This is a genomic window from Dermabacter jinjuensis (assembly GCF_902381725.1).
Taxonomy (GTDB): Bacteria; Actinomycetota; Actinomycetes; order Actinomycetales; family Dermabacteraceae; genus Dermabacter; species Dermabacter hominis.
Genome location: NZ_LR698963.1, coordinates 2284000 through 2310981 on the forward strand (window position 1 = coordinate 2284000; position 26982 = coordinate 2310981).

Consider the following 26982-nt stretch of genomic DNA (forward strand, 5'->3'; position numbering starts at 1 on the left):
TAACAGCTGAGGCCTCAAGACTACCGAAGAAGATTCTGGTCGACGTGAGTGGCGAGCCGCGTGAGCGCCTGCCGAAGTTTCGATTTCGGTGCAGACTCTGACAGGAGGACGCCGTCCCACCTCGCGCGAGAGGCTACCGCGGCATCGAGCGGGAGGGCGAGGCACGTATCAAAATCGAGGCGCGCGCGAAGAGTCCGCTCGATGCTCGCGAGCGTCACGCTTGAGTCGAGTTTGTTGACGACGACGGTCACGGGATTCCGCGCGAGCTCCATGACCTGGGGAGCTTCACGCACAAAGCGCGTCACGCTAATGGGATCAGCGGCCACAACGGCGATCAGGTGTGAAGCCGACGCAAGCGCGGTTCGCGTGGTGCCATTGCGTTGCTGAGCCCCGAAGTCACCCCCGCTGCCCTCGTGGTCCAGTGGCGCGGCGACATCAACGACGACGGTGTTCGTCGCCTCTCGAGCTTTTCCACATACCGCTTCGAGGGCATTGTCGTAGACCTCGATGTAACGCGACGGGACGCCTATTCCGCTGAGGAGGTGGAGGTCTTCGCTTACGAGCGGAGAATACTGGAGGACAAGCTCGGCTGTGAGCGCGCCTTTATCGCTTGCTCGACATGCGGCGACGAGCCCGGGCACTTCATCAAGGACGCCGAAAATCTGTGATTGGCACGGACCGTAGGTGTCGGCATCGATGAGAATGCTCTCGCCTCTGAGAAGCGACAGTTCGTGCGCAAGATGTGCGGCGACGAAGGAGCGCCCGGGGGCGCCTTCGGGGCCCCATACGGTCAGCATTGGAGAGGCCGCCTCGTCGGTGCTTGGCTCTTGGGTCCACGTAGAGTGATCGGGGTCCTGTGTTTCGAGCCCCGCGTGCAAGAGCAAGTCGTAGAGCTCATCGGCATCGATTCCGCCGTGCACTTCGAGGGTGATTCCAAGTGTCGCAGGATCGGTGCGGCTCGACTGAGACGTCACGGCAATGACGCCGGTTCCCCCACGCCTGATCTCGTGGACGATTTCACGCGAAAGCCCCGCAACATCAACATCGAGAAGGAGAACATCGCCGAGTTCGGCTCGTGTGAGAGCAAGAAGCTCCGTAAGGTCAACGCACCGCCTAAGCACACGGCAACGAGTGGAAAGTCGCTGCGCGATGGTCGAAACCAGCTGAACTTCGTCGGCACCCGACGCGCACACGAGGATGTCGATCATTCGGAATCCTCAAAAAGCCCCGGCGCTTCGACAACATAGAGGTTGCGCTTTGTTCCGAGTGCATCGAGCACGCTTGCCACGTGTGCGGAGGGGATGAGGACCTCAACTCGCGAGCCGCGCCCACTGAGCCCGCCGCCCTCATCAACGCCACGGACGACGGCGCCCTCCACGAGGATCGTCGAATTGGCTGCATCCTCACCACCGGAAGCCCACACGTCAACCAGTGCACCCTTTTTGAGCGAAGACGTAACTGGCTGATCGACCTGAATGGTAACGGGACGCATCGATGAATCTGCCGCTTGCCCGACGGCGCTGCGGGGTAGAAGCTCTCCTCGCGCGATGCTTTCACGGGCAACGCTTCCCTCTGCGATCGAGGCGGCTTTGTGCACGTAGTGCTCACGACTCTCCCCCATGCGGACCTCGGCCACCGTAAATTGTTCGGGTGTGAGCACGTCACCCTCGGCGATATCGGTTGTCGCGACAAGAACGTCTTCGCTCGAGGACACCATCGTGAATGCCAGGCCCCCGACGAGAGTGCTACCTAACACGAGTGCAGCGCCCGTAAGCAAGCGGGTATCGCGGTATGGATTCTTTCTGATGCGTCGAAAGCGCGTGCGCTCCCCCATTGACCCCCCAATGTTCGTGAACCACGTAGTTCACGACGAGCATAACGACAGTCGTGGCAGCATGCGAGCGGTTTTTCCAAATGTGGACAACTGCCGGGGCACCAACCCGTCGACACTTATCCACAGGGTCGCTAATCCGGATGACTGTTCATGCAAAAATAGTGGAGAGCCAAGTTGACCGAGGAGCACCATGCCAATGCACTTCTACACGCTCGATGAGGTGTGCGAGATCCTCGCGATCGAAAAACCGCAGGCCTACTCGCTTGTGCGGAGCGGAAGTCTGCGCGCAATCAAACTTGGAGGGCGCGGCCAGTGGCGCGTTGAAGAGGCAGAGTTACGCGCGTTCGTCGATCGCGCCTACGCCGAGACCGAAGCGGAAATTCATGCGCACAACAGCGCCCGCACCGCCGAGCGCACGCGATAGAACTAAACGACCCAGATAGCTTCGAGCGAGGAAAACGGCACGGAAATAACGCTCTGCGTCCGCCTGGAAGCGTCGGCCCCTGCGACCGCCCTGATCTCGCAGTGATCTGCGAAAACTCGCGCCACCACCCCGGTAAGGTCCCCGGCCACCGTCACGATCACTGCACGACGCCCAGTTTCGGCCATTTCTTGCACAGCACTGCGCAGCCCTAGCCGCGGTCGCCGCTCGTCACCGGGTCGCACCCGACCAAGAGCGCCACTCACCCACGCGACTTTCGCCGCGTTCACGATCATTGTGCGCGAGGGGTGGAGAGCATCGAGCTCGATCCAATCGCGGCCGACACGTCGCATGCGCCCCTCGTATGCCCGACCTGAGCAAAGACTTATCGTCACAGCCTGCCCCGCGGTCCCCGCGATTCGGTCGAGGAGTCCCACCTCCGCACGCTCTGCTTCGGCGAGCTCCTGCGCGTCTTGGCGAATGCGTTCAAGGCGCTCTCGCTCGAGCCAGCGATCGAGATCCTCGAGACGGTCATCGGCACTCATGGCGACAAGGTATCGCACTCTCCACAGTGACCTCTTGCACATCCACCAAAAAGCACATAACATCCTTCATGAACATCAAAGTTCATCAAACTGCATCAAATGGTGCGTACGTGCTCAGTACTCCCGAGAGGCTTTCCGCTGCTTCAGCAAAGCTTCGACGTTTCTGCGCGCGAGCAGTCGCACTCACGCATAGGGGGAACACTGTGACCACGACGTTGACCGCACACAGCCATCGCGCAGAGAGCTTCCAGTCCACCGAGCTCTCCACATTGGCACCCGTCGCAATTCGAAAAACTCGCGCCTTCGCCAAGGCGCTCGCGTGGCTCATCGCGAGCGTCGCCGCTGTCGGTGCACTCACCTTCGCGCTGCATAGCGCTCACTCGAGCGAAGGCACCAGAAAATTCGCGCTCTCGGTCTTCGCGTTAGGCGCCGGAGGGCTCGCCGCGCTCACCGCGCACTTAAGCGTGACCTGGATTCTCATCTCGTGCGCGCTCACCGCGCCCAGGCACTCCTCTCGCCGCACATTCGCTCTCAAGGCTCTACGCCTCTGGTCTCCGCGAGCCGCGCGCCTCGCGGTCGTCGCACTTGGGATCTCGGCAACAGCCCTCTCCCTTGGCGACCCCACACGGGCTCTCGCCGATGCCGCACCAACGCCCCCGTCTGCCACAGCCACTCCGCACGCCTCCGATTCGGGGGAAAGAGACAACCCCGTGGAGGCTATCGGCAATAGTGAAGGCATCCCTTTATCCGACGTCACCACCCTCGGTTGGGCTCCACGAGAGGCAGACTCGGGCATCATCCCAAGCCTAGAGACGACCGCGGAGCCCACACCTTCGCAATCGATGGCGTACAGCGGCGCCTCGCAGGCCCTCCCAGCGCCAGCGGCTGCCCCAAACGCTATCGAGCAAGAAAACGCATCTCCGGCTCCTACCGCCGCTCGCACCGCAACGGCGCCACGTTCGAGCGATACCTACACAGTGAAGCAGGGCGACACGCTATGGACGATCGCAAAGCGCCATCTCACCAGCCTCAACGGTGAACGCCCCACCAACGGAGCTATCGTTCGCGAAATCGAGAGAATCGCCGCGCTCAATCCCGAAATCGACGACGTCGATCTAATCTTCCCCGGCCAAAACTTCAACCTTTGATCGCTAGCCGCACCACGCAGAAAGATTCACGCCATGCTCACCAATCCTCATTCCCCGTCACCGCGCATCGAAACCCCATTCGACGACGACATCAAGGCACGCAGGCTCGTCGAGGCAGTCTCGCGTCAAGCACTTGAGGTACTCAACGGCTATCGCCCCATCACGTCGCTAAGCAAAGTTCTCGTTCCGCAAGAACAGGAAAACTTCGCCAAACGCGTCTCCTGCGTCAACGCCTACCGGCACACTGCTGGCATCAAAGTCGCCCCACGCGTGAGTGTCGGCGGTGTGCACATATGTCAAGTCAGCGACAGCGTGATCGAGGCGAACTCGGTCGTGCGAGACTCCCTTCGCCCCAGGTTCGTGTGCATGAGGTGGGAGAAGAAGCGTTCCGGCTGGAAAATCACAACTCTCGAACTCGGCTAACGCACGTCAGCAGGCTTTAACCGACGGCGAAGGTCAGTTGTTCTTCGTGCGTTTACGCTCCTCGCGCTCCTTGCGGCGACGCTCGGCACGCGAGAGCGGCCGCTCGGTGGCTGCTTCGCCCTCAGCGGAGCTGTAGGAGAAGTCCTCAACCTTCGGCCCTTCGCCAAGGCCTTTCGCCGCGATCTCGATGCCCTCGGAGTCGCCGGCTTGGTTCGCGGTCCCAGACCCGGCTTTCGCCCCACCCGGCACAGCCTTTGCCTGAGCGGCAGCTTCGCGCACGAGCTTTGCGACCTTCTCGGGAACCTGCCCTTTGCTGGGTGCTTGCTGCACCTTGACATCAAGATTGAACAGGTACCCCACGACGTCTTCCTTGATGCCAGCGACCATGTCGTTGTACATCAGGAAGCCCTCGCGCGCATACTCAACAACCGGATCTCGCTGGGCCATAGCGCGAAGACCGATTCCCTCCTTGAGGTAGTCCATCTCGTAGAGGTGCTCGCGCCAGCGCCGATCGATCACCGAAAGGAGTACGCGGCGCTCAAGCTGGCGCATCGCTGCTTCTCCAAGCTCGTCTTCACGCTTTTCATAGGCAATCGCGATGTCCGAGCGGATCTCACGCTCAAGACGCTTTGCCGTGAGGTTTTCCTTGCCTCCAACTTCCTCAACGACATCCTCGGCCGTGATGGAGGCGGGGTAGAGCGCTTTGAGCGAGCCCCAAAGCTCCTCGAGTTCGAAGTCCTCGGCGCTCTTGCCGGCGGTCGCGTTACGCACGAGCGCTCCCACGACGTCGTCGATGTAGCCAGTGATGGAGTTTTCGAGATCCTCACCTTCGAGAATGCGGTTGCGGTCCTCGTACACGCGGGCACGCTGCTTCGTCAAAACGTCGTCGTACTTCACGACATTCTTACGAATCTCGAAATTCTGCGCCTCGATACGCTTTTGCGCGCCTTGGATCGACCCTGTCACGATCCTGCCCGTCAACGGCGTGTCCTCGTCAACGCCTCCGCGCTCAAGAATCTGTTCGGCACGCCCCTGCGAGAAGCGACGCACGAGATCGTCCTGAAGTGACAGGTAGAAGCGGGACTCGCCGGGGTCTCCCTGGCGGCCCGAACGGCCGCGCAACTGGTTATCGATACGGCGGGACTCGTGGCGCTCCGTGCCAAGAACGTAGAGACCACCGAGGTCGACAACCTCATCGTGTTCCTTGGCGACCTGTTCGCGGGCTTTCTCGAGCGCGTCGTCCCACGCCGCCTCGTATTCCTCGGGCTGTTCCTCAGCACTGAGACCGCGGTTCTCGAGTTCCTTATGCGCCATGAACTCGACGTTTCCGCCGAGCATGATGTCGGTGCCTCGGCCGGCCATGTTGGTCGCGACTGTGACGGCTCCCTTGCGGCCCGCCATCGCGACAACGGCAGCCTCGCCCTCGTTGTTCTTAGCATTGAGGACGTTGTGAGGGATGCCCTTCTTCTTGAGCAGCGCGGAAAGGTACTCGGACTTTTCCACGCTCACTGTGCCAACGAGAACCGGCTGGCCTTTCTTATGGCGCTCCTCGATATCGGCGACGACCGCGCGGTACTTCGCCTTCTCCGTGCGATAGATCTGGTCCATCTGATCGATGCGCTGAAGAGGAAGGTTCGTGGGAATCGGGACAACACCAAGCTTGTAGGTGCCCATGAACTCGGCAGCCTCAGTTTCGGCGGTACCGGTCATGCCCGCGAGCTTGTCGTAGAGCTTGAAGTAGTTCTGGAGGGTGATCGTCGCGAGCGTCTGGTTCTCGGCTTTGATCGCGACGCCCTCCTTGGCTTCGATCGCCTGGTGGACGCCTTCGTTGTAGCGGCGACCAGAAAGAATGCGGCCCGTGTGCTCATCGACGATCATGACCTCGCCGTCCATGACGACGTAGTCCTTGTCGCGCTTGAAGAGCTCCTTGGCCTTAATGGCGTTGTTGAGGAAGCCAATGAGCGGGGTATTGAGCGACTCGTAGAGATTGTCGATGCCGAGCTGGTCTTCGACGAGGTCGATCCCCGGCTCCAGAATGCCGACGGTGCGCTTCTTTTCGTCGACTTCGTAGTCACGGTCGCGCTTGAGCTTAGTTGCGACGCGCGCGAACTCAGCGAACCACTTGTTCACATCACCCGTGGCCGGGCCGGAAATGATGAGGGGCGTGCGGGCCTCATCGATAAGGATTGAGTCAACCTCGTCGACAATGGCGAAGAAGTGGCCGCGTTGCACTTTGTCGCTGACCGAGTGCGCCATATTGTCGCGCAGATAGTCGAACCCGAATTCGTTGTTCGTGCCGTAGGTGATGTCGGCGGCGTACTGCTTGCGGCGCTCCGCGGGATCCTGGCCGGAGACGATCACGCCGGTTGTGAGGCCGAGCATACGAAATACGCGGCCCATGATGTCACCCTGGTACTTCGCGAGGTAGTCGTTGACCGTCACGATATGGACGCCTTTGCCGGCGAGCGCATTGAGGTATGCGGGCAGGGTCGCGACGAGGGTCTTGCCTTCACCGGTCTTCATTTCGGCGATCTCGCCGCGGTGGAGGGCAGCGCCGCCCATGAGCTGCACGGGGTAGGCGCGCTGGCCGAGTGTGCGGCGTGCGGCTTCGCGAACAGTCGCGAAGGCTTCGATCAGGATGTCGTCGAGCGTTTCGCCGTCGGCGAGGCGCTTCTTGAACTTTTCCGTCTCTTCTCGAAGTTCATCGTCGGTGAGTTCGAGGAAGCCTTCCTCGATATCATCGACACGTTGAGCGATGTCGGCGAGGCGTTTACGCTCGCGGCCTTCACCGGCACGAAGGATGACGTCGAAAAGCTTGGCCACTGGAAAACTCCCTTAGAGGATCTCGTCATGCACGCGCGCGTGCGGAACACTCACGGCGCGGTTTCCTTGCGGATAACAGCGCGAACCGTGCCAGTCTACGTGGCAAAGGGGGTCCGCGCGCTACTTGAGCGCCCGGACCCCCTGGAGTAAGGCATCACACACCGGAAAAACCGCAACTTAGCTGGATTTTTCGCGGCGGGTCACAATTATTCCAATTCGATAACGCCGTAGTTCCATCCTTTGCGGCGGTACACCACTTTCGGGTTGGCGGTTTCCTCATCAATGAAAAGGTAGAAGTCGTGGCCGACGAGCTCCATCTGGTAGAGGGCGTCGTAGATACTCATCGGCGTGGCCTTGTGCTTCTTTTCGCGAATGACGATGGGCGAATCAAGTGCGGGGTCGTCGGGTGCCTCCGCGTCGCTGTCATCATTCTCCTCGCGTGGTCCTGACTCGGCCTTGGCGAAAAGCTCTTCGATCCGGTCCGCGTCAGCCTGCATCTTGCGGAGCGTCTCGGTATCAGCGCCATGTCCCTTGGAGCGGCCACGGTGCCGGTCCTTTCGCCTGTCCGCGAGGCGGCGGAGACGTTCATGAAGCTTGTCAAGAGCGAGGTCGAGTGCAGAGTACAGGTCCCCGGAGCGTGCTTCGGAGCGGATGATCTGACCCTCGTCATGGACCGTGAGCTCAACGCGTTCGCTTTCGTCGGCGCGGCGCGGGTTCTTTTCGGACGAAACTTCAACGTCCACTCGCATTGCGCTTGGCGCTAGTTGGGGGACCTTGCTGAGCTTGTCCTCAAGGTGACGCTGGAAGCGTTCGGAAACGTCCATTTTGCGGCCAACAACATTGATATCCATGGAAATCCTCCAGAGTTGAGAAGTGCGTGGGCGGCCACGATCCGCCCGGTTCTACGGGTGGGTGGTTCACCTCCTCCTCACGAGGTTCGCGGCGTCCCTGCCGCTTTGTGGTCTCTCAATTATGAGGCTTCTGACTGAAAACGTACCGCAGATCACACGAGTAGACTGGGAACGTGTGTGCGCGGAACCCTCGCAGACGCGAGCGTCAGTGCCGCGCAGGTGTGCACCCCAAGTCCTGCGAGAGCATCGCTTGTCTTTTTCAGAGTTGTGCCTGTCGTGACAACGTCATCAAGGATGACCGCCGAAACGCCGCGCAGCCCCTCCCATTCGTCGCTTCTCCTCGGCCCGATCACGCGGCCTCGCCCGCCCGCCCTCTCGCGCTTCGTTTGCGAGTGTTGGCTCGGTCCACTGAGTCGCAACGCCGGGGCTAGGCGCACCCGCGCGTGTGCGCTCACGTGTTCGGCGAGGAGCCGCATGTGATCCTCTCCCCTGCGCCGCACTGCTTCGCTGCGCGAGGGTACCGCGACGAGGATATGCCTGTGGGCGCATCGCTCCGCGAACTCGGCGAGGGCATCTGCAAGGAGAGGACCGAAGTATCGGGCGAGCGCGAAGTGCCCTCCGTTTTTGTAGTCGAGGACAAGGCTCTTCGCGCGCCCCTCATACTCGGCGAGAGTGACCACGGGAAACATCGGCAGCGCTTCGATCTCGCGGCCGTCGGCACTTGGCCGTGCCTCGCAGACCTCTTCGCATACGCTTTCCACGCGGATAGCACCACTCGAGAGGGCACTCGCACATTCATCACACATGTGAAGCCCTGGTTCTCCGCACGCACACGAAAACGGCACGAGAGTGTGACGTGCCCATGCAAGGGTGCGCGCGAGCGCCGAGGTGATGCGTCGTCTCATGGCTCCATTCGACCGTGTTTCTCGGTCAGCTGATGAATCTCCTCGGCATGCTGAGGATGGAACGTCGCTGTGGAGGGCGTTCCGACGGCTACCGGGCAAGCACTGCCGCACTAATAAAGGGCGATATCCCGCCCACGAGCGTCGATGTGCGCCCACGAGTCCACGGTTCTCTCGACGACCTGCCCGTCGTCGTTGCCGACAAACAGCAGCCGTGCTTCGGACGAGCCGGCAACGGACGTCGTGTTCTCACGAAGCTCACTCACCTGCTCGAATCCCGTGCGCAAGCTCCACGCGATGGCAACAGGCATGGCGCTCGCACCCGACGCGCCCCACAGGAGGATCGATTCCTCGGAGTACCACGCGATGCCCTGAACACTGTCGAGGGCAACGCTCACCTGAAGTGGTTCCGCAAGACCCGTCGGGGTACCGTCGGGCTCCCTCACAATTCCCATAATGCTCAAGGTCAGGGCTCCCGGCACCCCATGCGCGATAGCGAAACGCACCCCGTCTGTGGACATCGACGTGAAGGCAACGTCCTCGGTCGACTCCCACACCACAGCAAACTTTCGCACGGCGCGCTCAGGATCGGGGTGGACCGCGAGAAGCTCCGGCCCTCCAGCCTCCGGCATCGTCCAGGCGTATCCAAACTGGTCGATACTTGGGCTGCAGAGGGCTTCACCGAATGTTTCCCGGCGAACTTCGGCCTTGGTTGTCAGCGCTGAAACGAGAAGTTCGCGTCGATCAAGGCTCACGGCACTTGCGTAACGGCCGCGTAAACTCACGCGTCCACAGCGCACGGTCTCGGACGCGAAAGCGGGTACGAGCGATGCCCCTCCCGTGTCACTGGCAAGAGAGATGATGCCGCTGTCGCCCGATCCGTAGAGCCTGTGTCCCACCGATGCCTTCATCGGGTAGGTCTCCGGCGCAACAGAAACCTTTTCGCGACCGTTCATGAAGACGACCGACGACACGCGCTTGACACTCCGAAGCGTCTCGGAAATTTGGGCCAGTGCGAGCGCCCGTTCACTCTCGGGCAGTTCGAGGACCGAGACCGGCGTCTGCACCAAGAGATCCCCCGCCTCATTTCTTGACAGCGCGCTCGAGGCAATCACGATGCCTTCATGAAGTGCGGAACGCACGGCCCCCTTGAGGTAGGGAGCCGGCCCAAGTGCAAGCCGATTGAACGCGGAGGCGAACGTCGTTTGACGCATAAACCATCGAGGATCCGCCACGAGCATGTTTCCTGCATTCGCAACGAAGTACACGTTGACGGGCTCGTACAACCGGGCGAAGTCCTCCGCCCCCAGAACGAGCGCATCGGGAGCCTCCGCGATTCTCCATTCGCCATCGACCTCGGTGAGCCGAAATTGCGCCAGTTCCCGTGTAGCCTCGAGATTCGTGGTGCGTGCGCCCGTAGCCGAAACCTTAGAGACGACCGGCACCGTGACCGCGACCGCGTTCCCCTCTCGCTCCTGAAACACGAGCCCCTCCGACTCGGCGAATTCAATCGCCGTCGAAGGATTCCATGCCTCGCGCGCATTCCCCGCCAGGTATTCGCGAGCAATGCGGTTACCGTCGTCGACGCCAAGATGAGCCGCAAGGAAACCGCGCACGATGTCGATCTTTGTCGCCCCCTGATCCGGGGGCGCCACCGCGGCATTACCCTGCGCGCCGAGACCGATTCCCCTCACCGGCGCCGTGTGGATGTCCGAGGAATTGGGGATGCGGGCGCACCCCGCAAGCACAGCGGCTCCTGCCCCGCCGAGCACGGCACGCCGCGACACATCGCGGGAGAGAGAAAAGTGATTGTTCATTCGGCTTCTCCCTTCTCCGCCGACCGCACGAGCGCGAGCGGCGAGGCGGTTAGCTTCGCCCCGGGACTGCGCGGGAGCAGCAATCGAAACACGGCGGTCTCCCCCTTGACGCCCCATGCCTCAAGAAGCCCCCCGTGAGCCTCGGCGTCCTCGTGTGCAATGGCGAGGCCCAACCCCGTTCCCCCGAGGGTGTGCGTGCGCGACGGCGCCGCACGCCAAAAACGATCGAAGACACGGGTCGCTTCTTCCGGGCTAAGGCCTGCGCCAAAATCCTGCACAGTGAGCGCAAGAGTCGAACCCCGCGAAGCCGTACGCACATCGATCACACCACCTGCACCGTGTTCGATCGCGTTGGTCAGGAGGTTTCGCACGATGCGCTCGATGCGCCTCGAATCCATGTCGCCGACGGTATCCACGCTCAAGTGCTGTACGCGGATATCGGCTGCGTACTCGGTGGCGATCGGCTCGAGTTGCTCAACGACATCGTCGACAAGCCCCTCCAGCGATGTTGGTTTAGCCTCGAGCTCCACGGTTCCGGCCTCGTGCCGAGAAATTTCGAGAAGGTCCGCAATGAGCGACTCGAAACGCGTCACCTGTTCCTCCAACAGTTCGAGGCTGCGCTTACCCGAGGGGCTGAAGGAGTCCTTTTCCATCTCGAGCATTGAGGCGGCCATCTTGATCGTCGTGAATGGTGTGCGAAGTTCGTGAGAGACGTCTGAGACGAAACGCTTTTCAAGCTCCGAAAGCTCGACGAGCTCGGTAATCGTGGATTGGAGCGAAGCCGCCATGTTGTTAAAGCTCGTCCCCATTCGCGCAAGGTCATCGCCGCCTTGAATCGCGAGGCGATAATCCAGGTCATTTTCCGAAATGTGGTCGACGGCCCGCGCGGCGCGTTTGAGTGGTGTCGTCACGATCCGCGAGATCGCGAGGGACACGAGGAAGAAAAGCAGCACGAGAACAGCGCCGCCAATCACAAGAATTGTGTTCACGCGGTCGAGCGTCTCTTGCTCCTGATTGACGGAGTACAGCATGAGAAGCCTGTAGCGGCCCGCTCCGGGAACATCGATCGTCGCTCCCACGAGAATCGCGGGTCCGGAGTCTCCACGTTCGACGTACTCAATGCTGCGGTACACGAATTGGTCACTCGCGGCGTCGAGCTCGCGCTCGAACTTTTCGCTCACAAACGCCGTGAGCGCCCCGTTGTTCGTCACTGCCTCGCCCGCGGTACTCCCCATCGGTATCACCGCAAGTCCTTTAAAGACCTTCGGATCCCCGACGGTCGCCCCCTCCATAAACGAAATGATCACGTCCTGGCGCTCGTTCACCGACGTGCCCACGAGAGGCTCGAGGTCGCTCACGAGCGCGCTACGCAACGCCTCGGACTGTTCAAGCGACCGATCGCGTCTGAGCTCGTAAAGAGCGTCAGAAATCGCCGTGGAGAGGAACGTTTCGACCACGAGGATCGCGAGGACCGACAAGAGCATCGTCGCGAAAACCGCGCGCGCGGCGATCGGCCATGTCGAGAAATCGCGAAAGCGGACACGCCCCGCGCTTCGCGAACTGATCTGTGACTCATCCGCTACAGCCGGGGGGAAGAAGCGCTCGCGAAGACTACTCACCCGCGCGGTAGCCCACGCCGCGAACCGTCACAATCAAGCGCGGATTGTCGGGGTCAATTTCGATCTTCGAACGCAGGCGCTGCACATGAACGTTCACGAGCCGCGTATCCTTCGAATGCTGATAGCCCCACACTTCGCGCAAAAGCTCCTCTCGGCTAAATACCTGCGAGGGATGACGCGTCATTTGCAAGAGCAACCCAAACTCCATCGGGGTGAGTCGAATCGTCTCGCCGTTCCTGATGACCTGATGGCGATCAACGTTGATCTCAAGGTCGCCGAGGGTAAGAACCTCAGCCTCGCCATGAGGCGCGCGGCGCACACGGGCACGGATGCGCGCAACGAGTTCTTCGGGCTCAAAGGGTTTCGTCAGGTAGTCGTCGGCACCTGCCTCAAGCCCCTCGACCACTTTCTCGGTCTCGGTACGTGCCGTGAGCATGATGATCGGAACGTTTGAGCTCTCGCGAATGTGCCGACAGATCTCGATGCCGTCCATCACGGGAAGCATGAGGTCGAGGAGAACGAGATCGATGTTTTCACGCTCGAGAATGGCGAGGCCCTCACGCCCGTTGGGGGCCGTAACAACGCTGTAGCCTCGCCCTTCGAGCAGAATCGAGACCATCTCGGCGATGGCCGCGTCATCGTCAATCGCAAGGATCCTAGGGGGTGTGCTCATGCCGTTATCCTGCCAGAAACCAGTAACAGTGGAAATTTGTTAGTCGCGAATGCTTGAAACGTCTCGCGACAGGAGCATGGGAATACCGCACTCTCGCTCGTAGCGGCACCCACACGACTCGCAGACGATCAGTCCTTTTCCGAGGTCAAGACTCGCGTGGCACTCGGGGCAGCGCACGAGGCTGCCAACCCAGTCCATCCCCTCTAGGTTCCGTTCATCTGGCGACATGTTGCTCTCCTTTTCGCCTTCGCCGTGCGGGGCAACCTCGCCGAGTACCTCCGCCTCACCGCGCACGAGCGCGAGCGCGAAATCTCGCAGGTGCTGCATGGTCGCCTCCTCAGCAGCTTCGACGTTAAGCCGCACGAGCGGCTCGGTCCCCGATGGCCGAACCGAAAGCCACCACTGCTCACGTGGATCAGCCGCTTCATCCCAGTGGGTGAGCGTCACACCGTCGAGGTCGTCGCGTCGCGCACCGCGCTCGACAAAAACTCGCGCAACGCGTTCGAGGATCTCGTTCACCGGTTCGTCGACTCGAGAGTTTATTTCACCGCTTGCCGCATAAGGCGAGTAGCGCTCCAAGAGCGAGCTCAAGGATTGTGCACCACTTCGCTCCAGTGCACCGAGCACATGAAGCGCCGCGAGCATCCCTGAATCAGCGAAGAAAAACTCCCTGAAGTAGTAGTGGGCGGAGTGCTCGCCTCCAAAAACCGCGTCGCGATCCGCCATTTCTTGTTTGATGATCGAGTGGCCTACCTTCGTGCGGACGAACTCGCCGCCTGAGGCCTCCACTACCTCCCGGACCGCTCGACTCGACACGGCATTGCCGATCACGACCGGACGCGAGCGACCGTCGAGCATTGAACGCGCAATCTCGGCCTCCGCGATCATTGCGGTCACCGCCGACGGGGGAACGATCTCACCTCGCTCATCCACGACGATGCAGCGATCGGCATCGCCATCGAACGCAAGGCCAAGATCTGCCCCGTTCTCGCGCACCGCGTTTTGCAGGTCCCTCAGGTTCGCGGGGTCGAGAGGGTTTGCCTCGTGATGTGGGAACGTTCCGTCGAGTTCGAAGAAGAGCGGAATAATCTCCACGGTGGGAAGGCGCTTCGCAAGCGCGGGGACCGTGTGCCCTGCCATCGCGTTAGCCGCATCGACCACAACCCTCAGTTGTCGCGTGCCCTCAAGCGGCGCAAGCCGCAGCATGGTGTCGATGTAGTCGTCGAGCATATCGAGGCGCTCAATGCGACCGCCCTCGCGAACAGGAATGGAACCTCTATCCAGGTATGCGTGCGCACCGTCGCGCACCTCCAACAGGCCATTTGCCCTCCCCACGGGCTTCGCATACGCACGACACATTTTGATGCCGTTGTCGCGCGCCGGATTGTGCGATGCCGTCACCTGCGCGCCCGCCGCGGCGAAGAGTCCGCTCGCGCAATAGAGCTGATCCGTCGAGCTCAGGCCCGCGAACGCGACCGTTGAGCCGCGCCTCACCGCTCCGCGCGCGAATGCCTCGGCGAGGTCAGGGCTCGAGATTCGCATGTCGTGCGCGACGATGATGTCGCCGGCATCGAGAAAGTCGGCAAAGGCCGCCCCCAGCGCACCTGCAATTTCTGGCGTCAGAGTTTCGTAGGCAACGCCGCGAATGTCGTAGCTGCCGACTATCGCTTCGAGAGCCGCTGCATGATCTCGCTCGCCCTCAGCGCTCATCGCTCTCATCCTTCACGAGGGTGAGCCGCCTTCGCCCTTGGGGCCGGGGGTCCGACGCCTGTGTGCCTGCCCTGTGGCCTACGTCTTCATAGCTCGGCTTGGCTTCTGGTTCGTCAGCGAGGGCGCGCGCAAGTGCGAGCACATCATCTTCGGGCTCAAGCGGCGCCGGAGCCGTCACGACTGTCCAACCCCTGGGCGCCGTGAACGAAGCGGCGTGGCTCGCGCACAGGTCGTAGGTGTGCGGTTCGCTTTCGCGCGAGAGCGGGCCAATGACTGCGGTCGAGTCCGCGTACACGAAAGTGAGCGTCGCAACGGCAGGTTGGGAACATGAGGATTTGGAGCATGAACGGGCAGACACGACGTCCATCTTACGGCCCGATGGCTCGTGAACCACTCGACGCGGCCGCCACGCGTAGGCTTATGGCATGGCTTTCACACGAAACGCCCGGCTGCGTCGCCGAGATCGGCATGGGCGCGGGTTCCGCGGCGATCTCATTCCCTCGCATCTTCCGGGTTTTGCCACGCCGAGCGACCGCTTCGATGCACTCGTTGCCGAGGCGATGGGGCCGCTCTACGAGAGGTACGCAAAACTCGAGTACTTGCAAGTCCTCATCGAAGAGGTTCCGCTCGATACTTCCGCCCTTCACGCTCCTCCACTCGGCCGCTATTTCCCGGGCGACCGCCGCACGCGTCCACGGATCGTCCTGTATCGGCGTGCGATCGAATCCCGCGCTGGCAACCGCGAGGAACTCGCCGAGCTCATCTATGTCGTTGTACTGGAGAACGTTGCGGTTGCCCTCGGGAAGCGAGTCGACGAAATCGACCCGTGGGCCGCGTGAGACGCCCCGCGCTTGTGGCGCTCGTGCTTACCTAGGCTCGAGGTTGACAGTCATCCCGGTTGCCCGGGCAGCGTTTGCGGCGAGGGGAAGGGTCGTGACGAGTGTGCCGCCATCGTCCGCAGCGGCCGTTTGCGACCAGGCTCCCCTATAAGCCCCTCCGTCCTGAGACACCACGAGGAGACCGGCGATCGAGGCTGGGTCCTTTCCCAGTTGATCGGGGTTCACGGTTACGGAGTGCCCAGCCTTGATATCGACGGAAGTGCTCGCGCCTATCGTCCCGTCGCGTCTGATTGGTGCGACACTCACGTGCGCCCCGTGCTCTGAGTTGAGCGTGAGGCTTCCGCCTTCAGCTCCATGCCCGAGTGCGAGAACCGAAGCGGAATCGATCGCTTCCGAGGGGGCGTACTCGGCAAAGTCTTGCGGAAGACCAACCGTGTCGCCTTGCCGTGCACCGCTTGCAATCGACGAGCGCAACGACCCTGCGACGGCGCTTCGCGCACTCAAGGAGATTGTGTAAGTTCCAGCATTGAGGCCGTCGAGCGGAATCTCTACGGTTGTACCCTGACCCGGGTCTTTGACATCCCACTCTTTCACGAGCTTGCCCTGCGCATTGAACGCCCGGGCCGTCGCGAACGCCTCCTCAGAGCGGACCTGGGCCGCATCCCCGGGTTCGCCGCCTCGGGCGGTGCGTGCGAGCGCAAGATGGGCGTTCCCTCCCTCACGGAGCACCACTCCCGGCCACGTAAGGGAGCTGCTCGGCTCGCTCGCCTGGACGTTTTCAGTCCCCTGAGGCACGAGTCCCTCGCGCCTCACGAGCTCCGCGCTCATGGCGAGTGCGGTGCCTCGCACCTCGACATCGAGGGCTACCGTTTCGCGCTCGTCAACGAGGGTCGAGACCGGAACACGAGCAGTTTCTCCCGGGCCTACGACGATGTCGGAACCCTGGGTTGCCGGTTCCACTCCGTTTTCCGAGTACACGGTCACACGCGCACGGGAAGCACGCGTTCCTGGATTGGACACCACCAGAGTGTCGAACGTGCCCGCTCGCGTGGTGAGACCAGCGAAGGAGGCGGAGGTCGTCGCTTGGGCGCACCGCGCGAGTGCGAAACCTCGGTAATCTCCGCTTCCGGTCACATGGGCTTGGCTCGCATCAAGAACCGGCGCGGTCTCATCTGCGGTGCTCGCGGTGAGGATGGTTGAAGCGTCTAGGGAGTCGAGGCCGTATACCGAGTTCAGGAGAGCGCTCGACTCGGCATCGACGTCGGCTGCCCGTCCTTCCGCATCGACTCGAGAAAGGCGCGGCGAGGCGTCCTTGCCGTTCATGTCGGAAGAGGCAGGGTCGAGATTCGTTTGCGAGGACTGCGTCCCTCCGTACAGAGCATTCGACGAGGGATCGACTGCGACCGCGTTCATCGACACCTGCGGGGAAGGAGCGCCACCGGCGAAGTCCGCGTCTGACGTCTGTGTTCCCTCCGGTCGAGCGACGATTGGCCCCTGGCATACACGCGCGGCACGCGTCGACGTCGCAGCCGCGCTTGGGAGACTCGCCTTCGTCAAGGTTTTTTCGGGAACGAGCGCAACAACGCTTCCCACGAGCACAACGATGGCGAGAACCGCGAAGGCAGCGAGGAATGCTCGGGGCTGCTTATGCGTATCGGTCATCGCTTCTCCTCGCTTCGAATCCGCCTCGGGACCGCGACGAGAGCGCACACGATGAGCCCGACGACGGCGACAACACCAGCGACCATCTGCACGTCGTTTCGGTACCGCACCTCCAGGCGACCTTTCGCGTCCGCAGGCACGGTAAAGCCCTGCATCCACGTGTCGATCGTCGTGGGGCTGAGCGGCTTGCCGTCGAGTGTCGCCGCCCAATGCTCATCTTCGCGCACAGCAAGCGCGAGCGTGCGTTCCGATTGCGCGGCATCGATCGTTCCCGATACCGCTGTTCGCTCCGATTCGAGGGTAGTAGCCTCAGCATCGGCCCCGGATGCATCAATCAGACGCGCCCGAGCATTCGTGCCTGTCACTCGCCACAAACCGCCGGCATCGCTTGCAGTCACAAACTCTAGCTGCGGGGCTGCTGCGAGGGTCTCGTACAGTCTCGTTTGCGCATCGGGCTCACCCGTCACCACGATGTAGCCGATCGCGAAGTCGGCGAGGCTCGCGCTGCCGTCCGTCGCGGCCGCCGAACCAAGGGCACTCGCGACAGCTTGTGCAAGTGCGCGATCGGCCTGGTCGGAAATATTGCCACGCTCAGCCGCGCGCGCACGCGCGGTCTCCACCGCGGCGGAGGAGTCGTCGATGCTCGGCTGCGCGCCGCTGACGAGGTGCGCGTGCACTTCGCCGCGGGTGTCCTCGTGGAGGACCAGTGTGCGGGTGCGGTTGGCACCTGTCGCCGAATCCGCGGCCACGGCGGGGATCTCCCGCACCGTCGTGCGTTCGACTTCGAGCGCACCGCTGCCCTGAACAGCCCACACACCAACGCACGCCAATACTGTCGTTAGGCACGCTCCTTGCAGCACAAAGGAGGTTATCCTTTGGCTCCGTCGGCTCGACTCGTGGGCGCGCCTCACAATGGCGTCGGCCAGGCAAATCAGGCCGACGATTGCCGCTCCACTAGCGACCATGAGCGCTGGCCCCGGGTACGCGGTGTAGGGCGTCGAGCCCTCGAAGCCTACGACGGTGCGTTGCGAGATCCACGCGAGACTCACGGCCCCCGCGAGCGCGAGAACGCTGACTCGACCGACGAGACCGGCGGTGTGCCCGAGGAATCCAGAGGCAAGTGCCGCAACGATGGCTATCAGTGCAGGGGCTGCCAGGATCGCGAAGGTCCACCAGCTCGACGAGACCCCCAACATTCGTGCGACCGGATCGCCTGCGGAAGGCACAAGGGAAAGGAGTCTTAGCGCATCAGGCATCTCGAACACGCCGGGCATGCCCGCGTTCACAAGGAGTGTCTCGGGCCGAGTGGCGTAGGTCGGAAGCTCGCCGAGATGCAGGAAGAGCGCGGGCAAGCCGCACCACCACAGTCGCCCCCTGCGACCAGGAACGAACGGGGCAACAGCCGCGGTTCCGAGAATGAAGAGAAGGGCGAGGGCAGGCTGCACGAGAGAAATCACGGCAATCATGAAACCGGCCCCCGCAGCCGCTGGGATGCTTGCCTGAGACACCTTGTGAGGAAGCCCCACGGCTTTCGCGAAGAAGAACGCGGCAAGGGGAACAGCGATGCCGAGAAGCATGAGCGGCCAGCGCCCCTCGAGCACGGCAAAGACGAAAGCGGGAGAGAGCACCCACATGGTGGTGGCAATCATCCGCACGATGATGCTCCGCGAGATCGTGCCGCTCGCCCACCACGCGGCAATGGCGCTCAGGGCGATTCCCGCAACGAGGATAAACGCGGTCACGCTCGCGCCGTTCACGGGGATGAGGGCTGCGACACGTGCGAGGAGGTCTGTCGGCCCTTCAGCCCCGAGCCCTCCGGGTAGCCACGCCGACGTCACGATGTCCCAGTTGTCTCGCGCGTTCGCAGAAAGCGGGTGATAGTGGGGGCCCCTCAGCGTGCCTTCCCCGATCAACGGCCGAATCGCGAAGAGTCCACCGACGATAGACGCGAGCACAACAATGATGGTCCAGGTTGTGTGTCGGCCGTAATCGGCATCATCGAGGCCGTGACGCGTGCCTGCGATCCCCCAGCTCGTGCGGCGGATCATGCGCGTTCGATCGTCGTCGGCGAACAGAGAGGTCCACCACGCATCGAGTTGCTCGCGCATGGCCACTTTGCGGGGCATATACAGCGCGCTCAAGCGCTTGCGCGACAAGCGAGCGCGTCCGGCGGCTCGACGAGATCGCCTCATGACGCCGGGAGCCTTCGCAAAAACTCTCAGGCATGCAAGGAACTCGTGCCCCACCGCGCGAGCGTCGTGCCGCGTGATCGCTCGCGCCATGCGCCCGAGCGTGACGAAAGGCAGGGCGAGGAGGGTCGCGAACGCAAGCAGGAGCGAGCGGAACTTGAGGAGCGAAAGCACCTGAGAGGAGCGGTATCGGAAATCCCTCGGTCTCGTGAGGTCGTCATGCGGGATACGCGTCGAGGCCTGAGGAACCACCCTGACGCGTTCGCCAGCGCGCCATACTCGCTGAGAAAAATCAATGTCATCCCACGGCGCCGTGAGCGCGGGGTCTAATCCGTGGAGCTTGTCGAAAGTGCGCGCACGCACGAGCATTCCGGGAGACGTAACTGCCAAGACCTCGCTTCGCCAGTCCGTTTGGCCCTGGTCGATCTCGCCTGGGTCGACACTCGTGAGAATTCTGTGCGAATGCGTGAGCGAAAGACCGAGATCCACAAGTCGCGACGCGGGGCGCTCAACGTCCTCGAGCGCAAGGTGTTTCGTACCCGCGAGGCCCACTGTCGGGTCGGCGTCGAGAGCACGCTCAAGTTCCTCGAGGCACGTCAGGTTCGGGGCCGCAGCTGCGTCAAGAATCCACAACCATGACTCGGCTCCACGACTACGCTTACGCCGGCGCCCGGTCCCGCTCGTTCCATACAGTTCGCTCGTATCGTCCCTGAGCCTTTCCGGGACGAGGGCGGTGTGCGTCGCTGTTTTCTCCTCGCGCCGCTCTTCGCGGTCGAGATCGATGTCCTTCGCGCGGCGACCCCGAGCACCGCTCGTGAGATACACGCGCTTTTCCCATTCGAGGTCACGTGTCGAATGGACTGTGGACTGGGAAGTCTCATCGTGGCGTGTGGGTTCCGACGGTTCCTCATCGAGCGTCGCGCCCTCATCCTCGTGGCGGACTGCCCCGCCGAAAGCGGGGTTGAGCAGAGTAAAGTTGCGAGGCGCGCTTTCCTTCTCTCCCGCAGCTTCACTGATCTCAAGCCGCGGCGCATCGGGAGAACTCGCGCCATCCTGCGCTTCTGAAGCGCGCGAAGACTTGTGCTCGGAACGCGCATCGCGCGCTCGCTTCGCCTCTTCGAGGGAGCCAACGAGATCCTCGACAATGTCGGGGCGACTCGCCCCTGCGGGAGTGACCCGCAGCAGATCAATACGTCCCTCGTCGAGGACCGACTCAGCGAAGTTGTGCAACTCCTTCGGCGCAGACTCTGGCACGGCTGCAACGACGCAGGAAAGCGGGGCAGATTGCGCACGCACCATTTCGAGGGTGCGTGCAAGGTCCCCGATCTCGTGGGTAGCGGAGACGAGGATGAGTGCGGAGACGTCCCGTTCACTCACAGGGCGTGATCACCAATCCGTGACGAACGATTAGATCGCACGCTTCTTTAGCTTGCGGCGTTCACGCTCGGACAGACCGCCCCAGATGCCAAACCGCTCGTCGTTCGCAAGCGCGTACTCCAGGCACTCGGCGCGAACCTCACACGAGACGCACACCTTTTTCGCTTCGCGAGTCGAACCACCCTTCTCAGGGAAAAACGCCTCGGGGTCGGTTTGAGCACACAGAGCCCGCTCCTGCCACGACCCCTCTCCCTCGCCCTCGGGGAGCAGCGAGGAAAACTCGACCAAGGTCAGCTCGCGGCGAGCATCGTCCTCGAATGCCTGGAGGGTCATGAGGGTCCTTTCGGGTGTGTGGGCTATAGGCACGACTACTGCAGACGCGAGGGGTGCGACGCTACAGCGACGCTACGAGTGACGCTACAGTGAAAGCGCACGTGTTCGGCGTTAGCACTAAAATACACCGATGTAACTTAGGCGCGTCAAGCCACTTAATCGAATCTTTAGGGTTATGATCCTTTCCTTTAAGGCGCGGCGAGCGCGCCGCACCAGCTTCGGGTCCGCTGCCTGACTCTCTGACCTGCAAAGGAACCGCACATGCCCGCACACCACCTCCCAGGGGACGAGCCGTTTTTCCGCGAATGGAAGACGTATCACGGCCCGTACGCCCGCTCGCGCTCGCGCGCCAAACTTTTTGCGCGCGAACTCGCCCTCGACACATCGCCCACAATCCCCGTCATCGGCGTCGTAGGCTCCAAAGGCAAAGGTTCCGCAGTCGCCGCGACCACCCAGTACCTCATGTCCCTCGGGTACCGGGTAGGCACGATCTCCTCTCCCCCGTTCCTCACTAACCGCGAGCGCATCCGCCTCAACGCCCGCCCGCTCTCGCCTCGCGACTACGACTCCCTCGCCGACCGCGTTGCCGCTGCGCTCACTGCCATGCCACCCGTTGCCGACACGGGCGGCTACCTCGCCCCCACGGGCCTGTTCACCCTCGCCGGAGCCGCGCACCTTCTCAATTGCGGCGTCGACATCCTCGTCATAGAGGAAGGCCTGGGCGGCGCGAGCGACGAGATCTCCCAGTTCCGGCTCGACACCCTGGTTGTGACCCCCATTTTTCTCGAACACGAAGGGATCATCGGCGACACTATCGACGCGATTGCATGCAACCTCGTCGGGGCAGGGGATGACCGCACACGGAACGTTGTATTCCCCACTACACAATGTCTCGAAGCCCGCGCCGCCATTCGCGCACTCCTGCCAAACGCTACGCCGCACGAAGTCCCGGAACCACGCGACCTCGGGTTCGGCGCACTTACCTCCATGAACGTTGCGACTGGATACACCGCGGCCGCAATCACCCACGAGTCAGCCGTCGGACTCCCCCACTCCCCCGTCCCGCACTCACGCGCCGCCCACCTTGCGCAGAGCCTTCGCCTCCCGGGCCGCTCCTCCCACGTCTACGCCCACGGCACCCGCTGGCTCCTCGATGCCGCCATCTCGCGCGAAGGCGTTGAATCCGCCCTCGAGAACGCTCGACACACGGGATGCTTCGATGACGCGCACACCCTCGTGTGCATGCCGGACATCAAAGATATTCGCAGCATCCTCACCCTCCTCGACCGAGACCGCACGATCCTCGCGACGACGCACGAAGACCACCTGTTCTTCGACAACTACCCCGACGATTGGGAAGTCATGCCGCTGACAGAGGCACTGCCCGCTATCCAGCGCCGCTCACGCGAAGTGATCGCCCTTGGCACCATGAGCTTCGCCGCAGAAATGGCGGCCTACCTGGGCCTCGACACCGAAACATGGATCGACCCGTGGGCGCAGGCGCAAAAATGAGCACACTTCTTCAAGCACTGGCCGCCGCCGGGAGCGCCCCCGCACTCGTGAGCTACGCCGAAGACGGACGGACCGAACTTTCCGGGCGCGTCCTCGCCAACTGGATCATCAAATCGATCAACCTCTTCGCGAACGAGCTTCTCGTGGACGAAGGCTTCACGCTTGTCCTCGACCTTCCCCCGCACTTCAAGCGCAGCGTTCTCCAGATTGCGGCATGGCACCTCGGTGCGAACGTCTCCATCGCGGGCACCGACGACCTCCCCGAGCACATCGACGTCCTCGCCACGTCACGCCCCGACACAGCGCTCGCAGAACGCGCCGAGGATGTCCTCGTCCTCGAAGCTCGTGCGCTGTCCCTCGCGTTCCCGGGCGAGACTCCCCCTCTAGCCCTCGACTGGGTCCAAGCCGTGCGAGCGGCAGGAGACGCCCTCGAAGTTCCCCTCACGACGTTCACGGGACCCGAGCCAGCGCCGCAGCCCACCTGGGGCGATGCCCGCCGAGTGGGACTCGAGGACATCGATCGCGAAGACGCAGCAGCCGCGATAGCCGCGTGGTGCGAAAGGCGCACGGTCGTGACGCCACTTTCACGCCTCGACGTCGCTACGCGTGCGGCCGAAGGGCTCGAATAAGCGTTCGACGCTCAGGAGCTCGCGCGCAAAGTCTCCACAGCCTCAACCGGGTCGCCGTCGAAGATCACGTGCCCCTTCTGCAGCACCACTATCCGCGTGCACAGTTCGGTGAGCATATCGAGCTCGTGGGAGACGATCACCATGGTCTTGCCATGCGCCTGCATCTCGCGAATCCGCGCAAGGCACTTGCGCTGGAAAGGCTCATCGCCAACTGCGAGAATCTCATCTACGAGGAAAATATCGGGATCGGTATGCACCGCGACGGCAAACGCGAGGCGCAAAAACATGCCCGAGCTGTAGTACTTCACGTCAGTGTCGATGAACTGTTCGATCTCGCTGAACGCCACGATGTCATCGAAGCACGCGTCAATCTCGGCCTTCGACATTCCGAGAATCGCACCGTTGAGATACACATTCTCGCGACCCGACAGATCCGGGTGGAAACCTGCGCCAACCTCGATGAGTCCCGCGACCTTACCGCGCACGCGCACACGCCCGCGATCGGGAAAAAGCACGCCCGAAATCGTCTTCAGGAGCGTCGACTTGCCCGATCCGTTGAACCCGATCAGCCCGACGGTCTCCCCCGATCGAACCGTCACATCGACCCCGTTGAGCGCCATGAACGTATCGCGCAGCTTTTGCCTCTTGAGCGCCGAGAATACGAGTTCCTTCAGCGCCCTCGTATGGCGAAGCGAGAACTCCTTGTACACGTTCTCGATGCGCACCATTTCGCGTGGTGATTCAGAAACAGACATCACAGCTCCTGCGCAAACTTCCGCTTCGAACGCTCGAACACGAACGTCCCGAAGGCAAAGACCGCGATCGCGATAAGCAGCCCCGCCCACCACAGCTGGGTGGCCTCGGCGCCCGCAGCAATCGTCGGGGCAGCTTCACCCGTCGAATCGAGCGCACTCGCCATGGGGCGCCAGAACGCCCCGTGGAAACACTCCACGACGATCGTGATCGGGTTGAGGCTGTAGAGAACCCACCACGCGCTTGTGCCGAGGGCGTCCTTGACCATCACGAGAGCGTAGAGAACCGGCGATGTCCACGTCGCCACCATAATGATGAGATCCACGAAGTTCTCGACGTCGCGGAACGCCGCATTGAGCGCCGCCGCGAGCATGCCAAGACCCACGGTAAACACGAGCAGGATCACCATGCCGATGAGGAACCACCACCCCTCAGCGATGGAAGGGCGCCAGCCGAAAAGACCCGCCCCCACCATGAGCACGAGCACTTGGGGCACGAAATGCACAAGCGCCACGAGTGCGCTCGCCCATGGGAAAAGTTCCGACGGCAGGTAAATTTTCGACACAAGCGGCGCGTTCGACGCGATCGAACGCGTGCAGTTCCCGAACACCTCGCTGAAGAGGTTGATGACGATGATGCCGGAGAAAAGATACGCCGCGTATGCCGGAAGCGAGCGGTTCAGCTGAAGAAAGACTCCGAGCGCCAGATAGAACACCGCGAACTGCACCGCGGGCTTCGCGTAGCTCCACGCCATGCCCAGCACGCTGCCTCGGTAGCGCACCCGAAGTTCCTTCTTCACGAGAAGGCTCAGCAGGAAACGCTCGTAGAGAGGATTAAGCCATCCCTTGTCGCTTCCCGGTACTCGCCAACCCTGAGCCTTTTCCTCGCGTGTGATGGAGGAGATACTCACGCGTTTCGGCCCTCACGCTTTGGGGCGGGATTCGCCGCAAATGTGCGCTCCCACGCCTCAAACGACGTGAGTTGTGACGCTGCAGCGCGGTACTGCTCGCGCAAGGTGCTCCACTTCGCAAAGAGTTCAGCGTGCGTGCGCACGGCTTCGGTGAGCAGTTCGCGCGCTTGCTTCGGATCTCGCTTGTACCAGGCGATCTGTGTGCCCTCGGCGTTGGACACAAGAGCGCTGTCGTAGTGCGACAGGCGCCACCAGCGCGCATCTTGGTGCGCAATTGCATCCTGCGGATGTTCGAGCGAGAGCTCGCTCGGCTTCGTGAAAGCCTGCTTCGCGAGCTGCTTGATCGTCCACGCCGGCATGAGGAGTCGACGAGGCTGGCTAAAGCCCCGCCCTTTGCGCGGCGGTTTATTCGTACGCACGTCAGGGTAGTCGTCGACGTCTTTCTTCTGCACGGCGTCGTCGAACTGTGCGGCCAGTGCGCGAATCTCGGGAAGCGTCGTCCCGATTGTCTCGTGAAGATGCTCGGGGCCTGCAAGGACATCGCGCTGGGCCATAAGGCGGCCCGTTTGCGTGTAGTACTGCATGGAAATCACATGCTTGATGTCCATGAAGTGCGATTCCTTCACGAGCCTGCCGCCGCGCTCATACGGTGAATGCAACAGGGCGGTGATGAGCCGGTTGCGCTCGTGGAAGAACGCCTGCCACCCCACAAGGTCGTCCTTTTCGCTCCAGGACATGTGCCACACGCCGGCACCCGGCAACGTGACAGTCGGAAATCCTGCATTTCCCGCTCGCAGACCGTACTCGGCATCATCCCACTTGATAAACACAGGAAGGGAAAGGCCGATCTCCCGTACCACTTCGGTGGGGATGAGACACATCCACCAGCCGTTGTAATCCACATCAACGCGGCGGTGCATCCAACTAGTTGCGCGAAGGGGGTGCACGGCAAGGTCGTGATTGTACTTTGAATCGCTGAAGGCAAGTCCGTAGTGGAAGCGCCACCGATCAATGCTTTCACCGAATGCCAGCATGGACGTGCGGTTATTCAGATCGAACATGTGGGCGCCTACAAGCGTGGGCTTCGTTGCGAAGTCCGCGAACGTCACAAGGCGTTCAAGTGAAATCGGCTCGATGGAAATATCGTCATCACAGTTCACCACGTAGGTGGACTTTTCGGCGATACAGGCTTCGTACATTCCGCGCGAGAACCCGCCCGAGCCGCCAATATTGCCCTGCTCAATGACGCGAAGCTTGTCACCCATCGCCTCCTCGAGCTCTGCGAGCTCGTCAGCGTGATCTCGCAGGCGATCGCTTCCCTGATCGATGATGTACATGACATCAAGGAGCTCGAACAGTCGCGGTGAATTCGCTATCGTGCGGATGTTCTCGAAGCAGTAGCGCACCTTATTCATGGTTGTCATGGCAATCGAGAAGGATCCGCGCACGCGTGCCAAAGACTCCGGAGCCGAGTACGTCGCGCCGCTAACCTCCAGAGCTCCCGCCGAAGCGTGAACATCGAACCAATACCAGCCGCCATCTCCGAAAGCAGTGACGGGCAACGTAAACGTCGAGACAGCTTCGCCCGCCACCGTTTCGGTTACCACAGTCCGCGAACGGCCATTCGCGCTCGAGCGGTGCACAACAATCCTGCCTTCGCCCTTTGTCGCGACGGTCAGCGTCACATCACGCACTCGAGTCCAGCGCCGCCAATACGATGCCGGGAAGGCGTTGAAGTAGGTTCCAAAGGAACGGGTCTGCCCTGCGGGAACTGTGATCCCGGAGCGCGTATACGTCCCTTCCTCAACATCACTTGTCGCGGGGCGCCTTACCCCCGCGACAGCCTCCATGATCTCAGTTGAGGCCCCCTCGGCGACGTCAACGGGGGAAACGTGTGCCGAAGACTCAACGTACAGCGGCATCGTTTCGGGGCTCGCGCCGAACGGCAAGACAAGCCTGTGGAGTTCGCGATGCCCTTCGGGCAGGGTAAACGTGTCAGTCATGGTGCTCTT

At 62.2% G+C, this 26982-nt stretch carries 23 protein-coding genes; 6 read left to right on the forward strand and 17 right to left on the reverse strand.

Features of this window, described 5'->3' with window-relative positions:
* Window positions 1–20: 20 nt before the first annotated feature.
* Window positions 21–1208: an AAA family ATPase gene (locus FXY94_RS10300; protein WP_016664990.1), complete on the reverse strand. Its 1188-nt coding sequence runs from the start codon at window positions 1206–1208 to the stop codon at window positions 21–23.
* Window positions 1205–1834 carry an SAF domain-containing protein gene (locus FXY94_RS10305; RefSeq protein ID WP_016664991.1) on the reverse strand — a complete coding sequence of 210 codons (630 nt, stop codon included), beginning with the start codon at window positions 1832–1834 and terminating at the stop codon, window positions 1205–1207. Before FXY94_RS10305 ends, FXY94_RS10300 begins: the two co-directional genes overlap by 4 nt.
* Window positions 1835–2024: 190 nt before the next feature.
* Between FXY94_RS10305 and FXY94_RS10310 the strand changes: the two genes are divergently transcribed.
* Window positions 2025–2258: a helix-turn-helix domain-containing protein gene (locus tag FXY94_RS10310; RefSeq protein WP_034373922.1), complete on the forward strand. Its 234-nt coding sequence runs from the start codon at window positions 2025–2027 to the stop codon at window positions 2256–2258.
* 2 nt (window positions 2259–2260) lie between these two features.
* On the opposite strand, the gene FXY94_RS10875 is transcribed toward FXY94_RS10310, so the two are convergent.
* Entirely contained in the window at window positions 2261–2800 is a 540-nt protein-coding gene (locus FXY94_RS10875) for a hypothetical protein (RefSeq protein WP_040386597.1), read from the reverse strand.
* Window positions 2801–3003: 203 nt separating this feature from the next.
* Between FXY94_RS10875 and FXY94_RS10320 the strand changes: the two genes are divergently transcribed.
* Both FXY94_RS10320 and FXY94_RS10325 read left to right on the forward strand, forming a co-directional pair.
* Window positions 3004–3948, forward strand: a complete 945-nt coding sequence (locus tag FXY94_RS10320; protein WP_016664994.1) for a LysM peptidoglycan-binding domain-containing protein — start codon at window positions 3004–3006, stop codon at window positions 3946–3948.
* Window positions 3949–3981: 33 nt separating this feature from the next.
* Window positions 3982–4371: an Rv3235 family protein gene (locus FXY94_RS10325; RefSeq protein WP_016664995.1), complete on the forward strand. Its 390-nt coding sequence runs from the start codon at window positions 3982–3984 to the stop codon at window positions 4369–4371.
* Between the two features lie 33 nt (window positions 4372–4404).
* Here the strand turns inward: FXY94_RS10325 and secA are convergent, their stop codons facing one another.
* The 8 genes from secA to FXY94_RS10365 form a co-directional block, all read right to left on the reverse strand.
* Complete coding sequence (secA, locus tag FXY94_RS10330) at window positions 4405–7194, reverse strand: preprotein translocase subunit SecA (protein WP_016664996.1); 2790 nt, start codon at window positions 7192–7194, stop codon at window positions 4405–4407.
* 206 nt (window positions 7195–7400) lie between these two features.
* Window positions 7401–8045, reverse strand: a complete 645-nt coding sequence (hpf, locus tag FXY94_RS10335; RefSeq protein WP_016664997.1) for a ribosome hibernation-promoting factor, HPF/YfiA family — start codon at window positions 8043–8045, stop codon at window positions 7401–7403.
* 152 nt (window positions 8046–8197) lie between these two features.
* Complete coding sequence (locus FXY94_RS10340; RefSeq protein ID WP_040386598.1) at window positions 8198–8950, reverse strand: ComF family protein; 753 nt, start codon at window positions 8948–8950, stop codon at window positions 8198–8200.
* Window positions 8951–9060: 110 nt separating this feature from the next.
* Window positions 9061–10764, reverse strand: coding sequence for an LpqB family beta-propeller domain-containing protein (locus FXY94_RS10345; protein WP_016664999.1), 1704 nt, complete (start codon window positions 10762–10764; stop codon window positions 9061–9063).
* Complete coding sequence (mtrB, locus tag FXY94_RS10350; protein ID WP_051120667.1) at window positions 10761–12383, reverse strand: MtrAB system histidine kinase MtrB; 1623 nt, start codon at window positions 12381–12383, stop codon at window positions 10761–10763. Before mtrB ends, FXY94_RS10345 begins: the two co-directional genes overlap by 4 nt.
* A complete protein-coding gene (gene mtrA, locus FXY94_RS10355; RefSeq protein ID WP_016665001.1) occupies window positions 12376–13056 on the reverse strand; it encodes an MtrAB system response regulator MtrA in 681 nt (226 codons plus the stop codon). Before mtrA ends, mtrB begins: the two co-directional genes overlap by 8 nt.
* Before the next feature lie 39 nt (window positions 13057–13095).
* Window positions 13096–14766, reverse strand: a complete 1671-nt coding sequence (locus FXY94_RS10360; RefSeq protein ID WP_016665002.1) for a phosphohexomutase domain-containing protein — start codon at window positions 14764–14766, stop codon at window positions 13096–13098.
* Window positions 14756–15133, reverse strand: coding sequence for a DUF3499 domain-containing protein (locus FXY94_RS10365; RefSeq protein ID WP_034373948.1), 378 nt, complete (start codon window positions 15131–15133; stop codon window positions 14756–14758). The genes FXY94_RS10360 and FXY94_RS10365 overlap by 11 nt, the downstream gene beginning before the upstream one ends.
* A gap of 58 nt (window positions 15134–15191) precedes the next feature.
* On the opposite strand from FXY94_RS10365, the gene FXY94_RS10370 reads away from it, so the two are divergent.
* Window positions 15192–15605, forward strand: a complete 414-nt coding sequence (locus tag FXY94_RS10370) for a metallopeptidase family protein (RefSeq protein WP_016665004.1) — start codon at window positions 15192–15194, stop codon at window positions 15603–15605.
* Between the two features lie 27 nt (window positions 15606–15632).
* On the opposite strand, the gene FXY94_RS10375 is transcribed toward FXY94_RS10370, so the two are convergent.
* Genes FXY94_RS10375 through FXY94_RS10385 form a run of 3 tightly spaced genes read right to left on the reverse strand, consistent with a single transcriptional unit; the run spans window position 15633 to window position 21166 of the window.
* Window positions 15633–17267, reverse strand: a complete 1635-nt coding sequence (locus tag FXY94_RS10375) for a DUF5719 family protein (protein ID WP_016665005.1) — start codon at window positions 17265–17267, stop codon at window positions 15633–15635.
* Entirely contained in the window at window positions 17264–20833 is a 3570-nt protein-coding gene (locus FXY94_RS10380) for a glycosyltransferase family 2 protein (protein WP_016665006.1), read from the reverse strand. Before FXY94_RS10380 ends, FXY94_RS10375 begins: the two co-directional genes overlap by 4 nt.
* A gap of 30 nt (window positions 20834–20863) precedes the next feature.
* Window positions 20864–21166: a WhiB family transcriptional regulator gene (locus FXY94_RS10385; protein WP_016665007.1), complete on the reverse strand. Its 303-nt coding sequence runs from the start codon at window positions 21164–21166 to the stop codon at window positions 20864–20866.
* A gap of 261 nt (window positions 21167–21427) precedes the next feature.
* Between FXY94_RS10385 and FXY94_RS10390 the strand changes: the two genes are divergently transcribed.
* A complete protein-coding gene (locus FXY94_RS10390) occupies window positions 21428–22678 on the forward strand; it encodes a folylpolyglutamate synthase/dihydrofolate synthase family protein (protein WP_016665008.1) in 1251 nt (416 codons plus the stop codon).
* A complete protein-coding gene (locus FXY94_RS10395) occupies window positions 22675–23307 on the forward strand; it encodes a TIGR03089 family protein (RefSeq protein WP_016665009.1) in 633 nt (210 codons plus the stop codon). The genes FXY94_RS10390 and FXY94_RS10395 overlap by 4 nt, the downstream gene beginning before the upstream one ends.
* Before the next feature lie 11 nt (window positions 23308–23318).
* Here FXY94_RS10395 and FXY94_RS10400 read toward each other — a convergent pair whose 3' ends face one another.
* The 3 genes from FXY94_RS10400 to FXY94_RS10410 are packed head-to-tail and all read right to left on the reverse strand — an operon-like array spanning window position 23319 to window position 26973.
* A complete protein-coding gene (locus tag FXY94_RS10400) occupies window positions 23319–24062 on the reverse strand; it encodes an ABC transporter ATP-binding protein (RefSeq protein ID WP_016665010.1) in 744 nt (247 codons plus the stop codon).
* Window positions 24062–24970: an ABC transporter permease gene (locus FXY94_RS10405; RefSeq protein WP_016665011.1), complete on the reverse strand. Its 909-nt coding sequence runs from the start codon at window positions 24968–24970 to the stop codon at window positions 24062–24064. Before FXY94_RS10405 ends, FXY94_RS10400 begins: the two co-directional genes overlap by 1 nt.
* On the reverse strand, window positions 24967–26973 hold the full coding sequence (locus FXY94_RS10410) for a glycosyltransferase (RefSeq protein WP_040386599.1): 2007 nt from the start codon (window positions 26971–26973) through the stop codon (window positions 24967–24969). The genes FXY94_RS10405 and FXY94_RS10410 overlap by 4 nt, the downstream gene beginning before the upstream one ends.
* Window positions 26974–26982 lie beyond the last annotated feature (9 nt).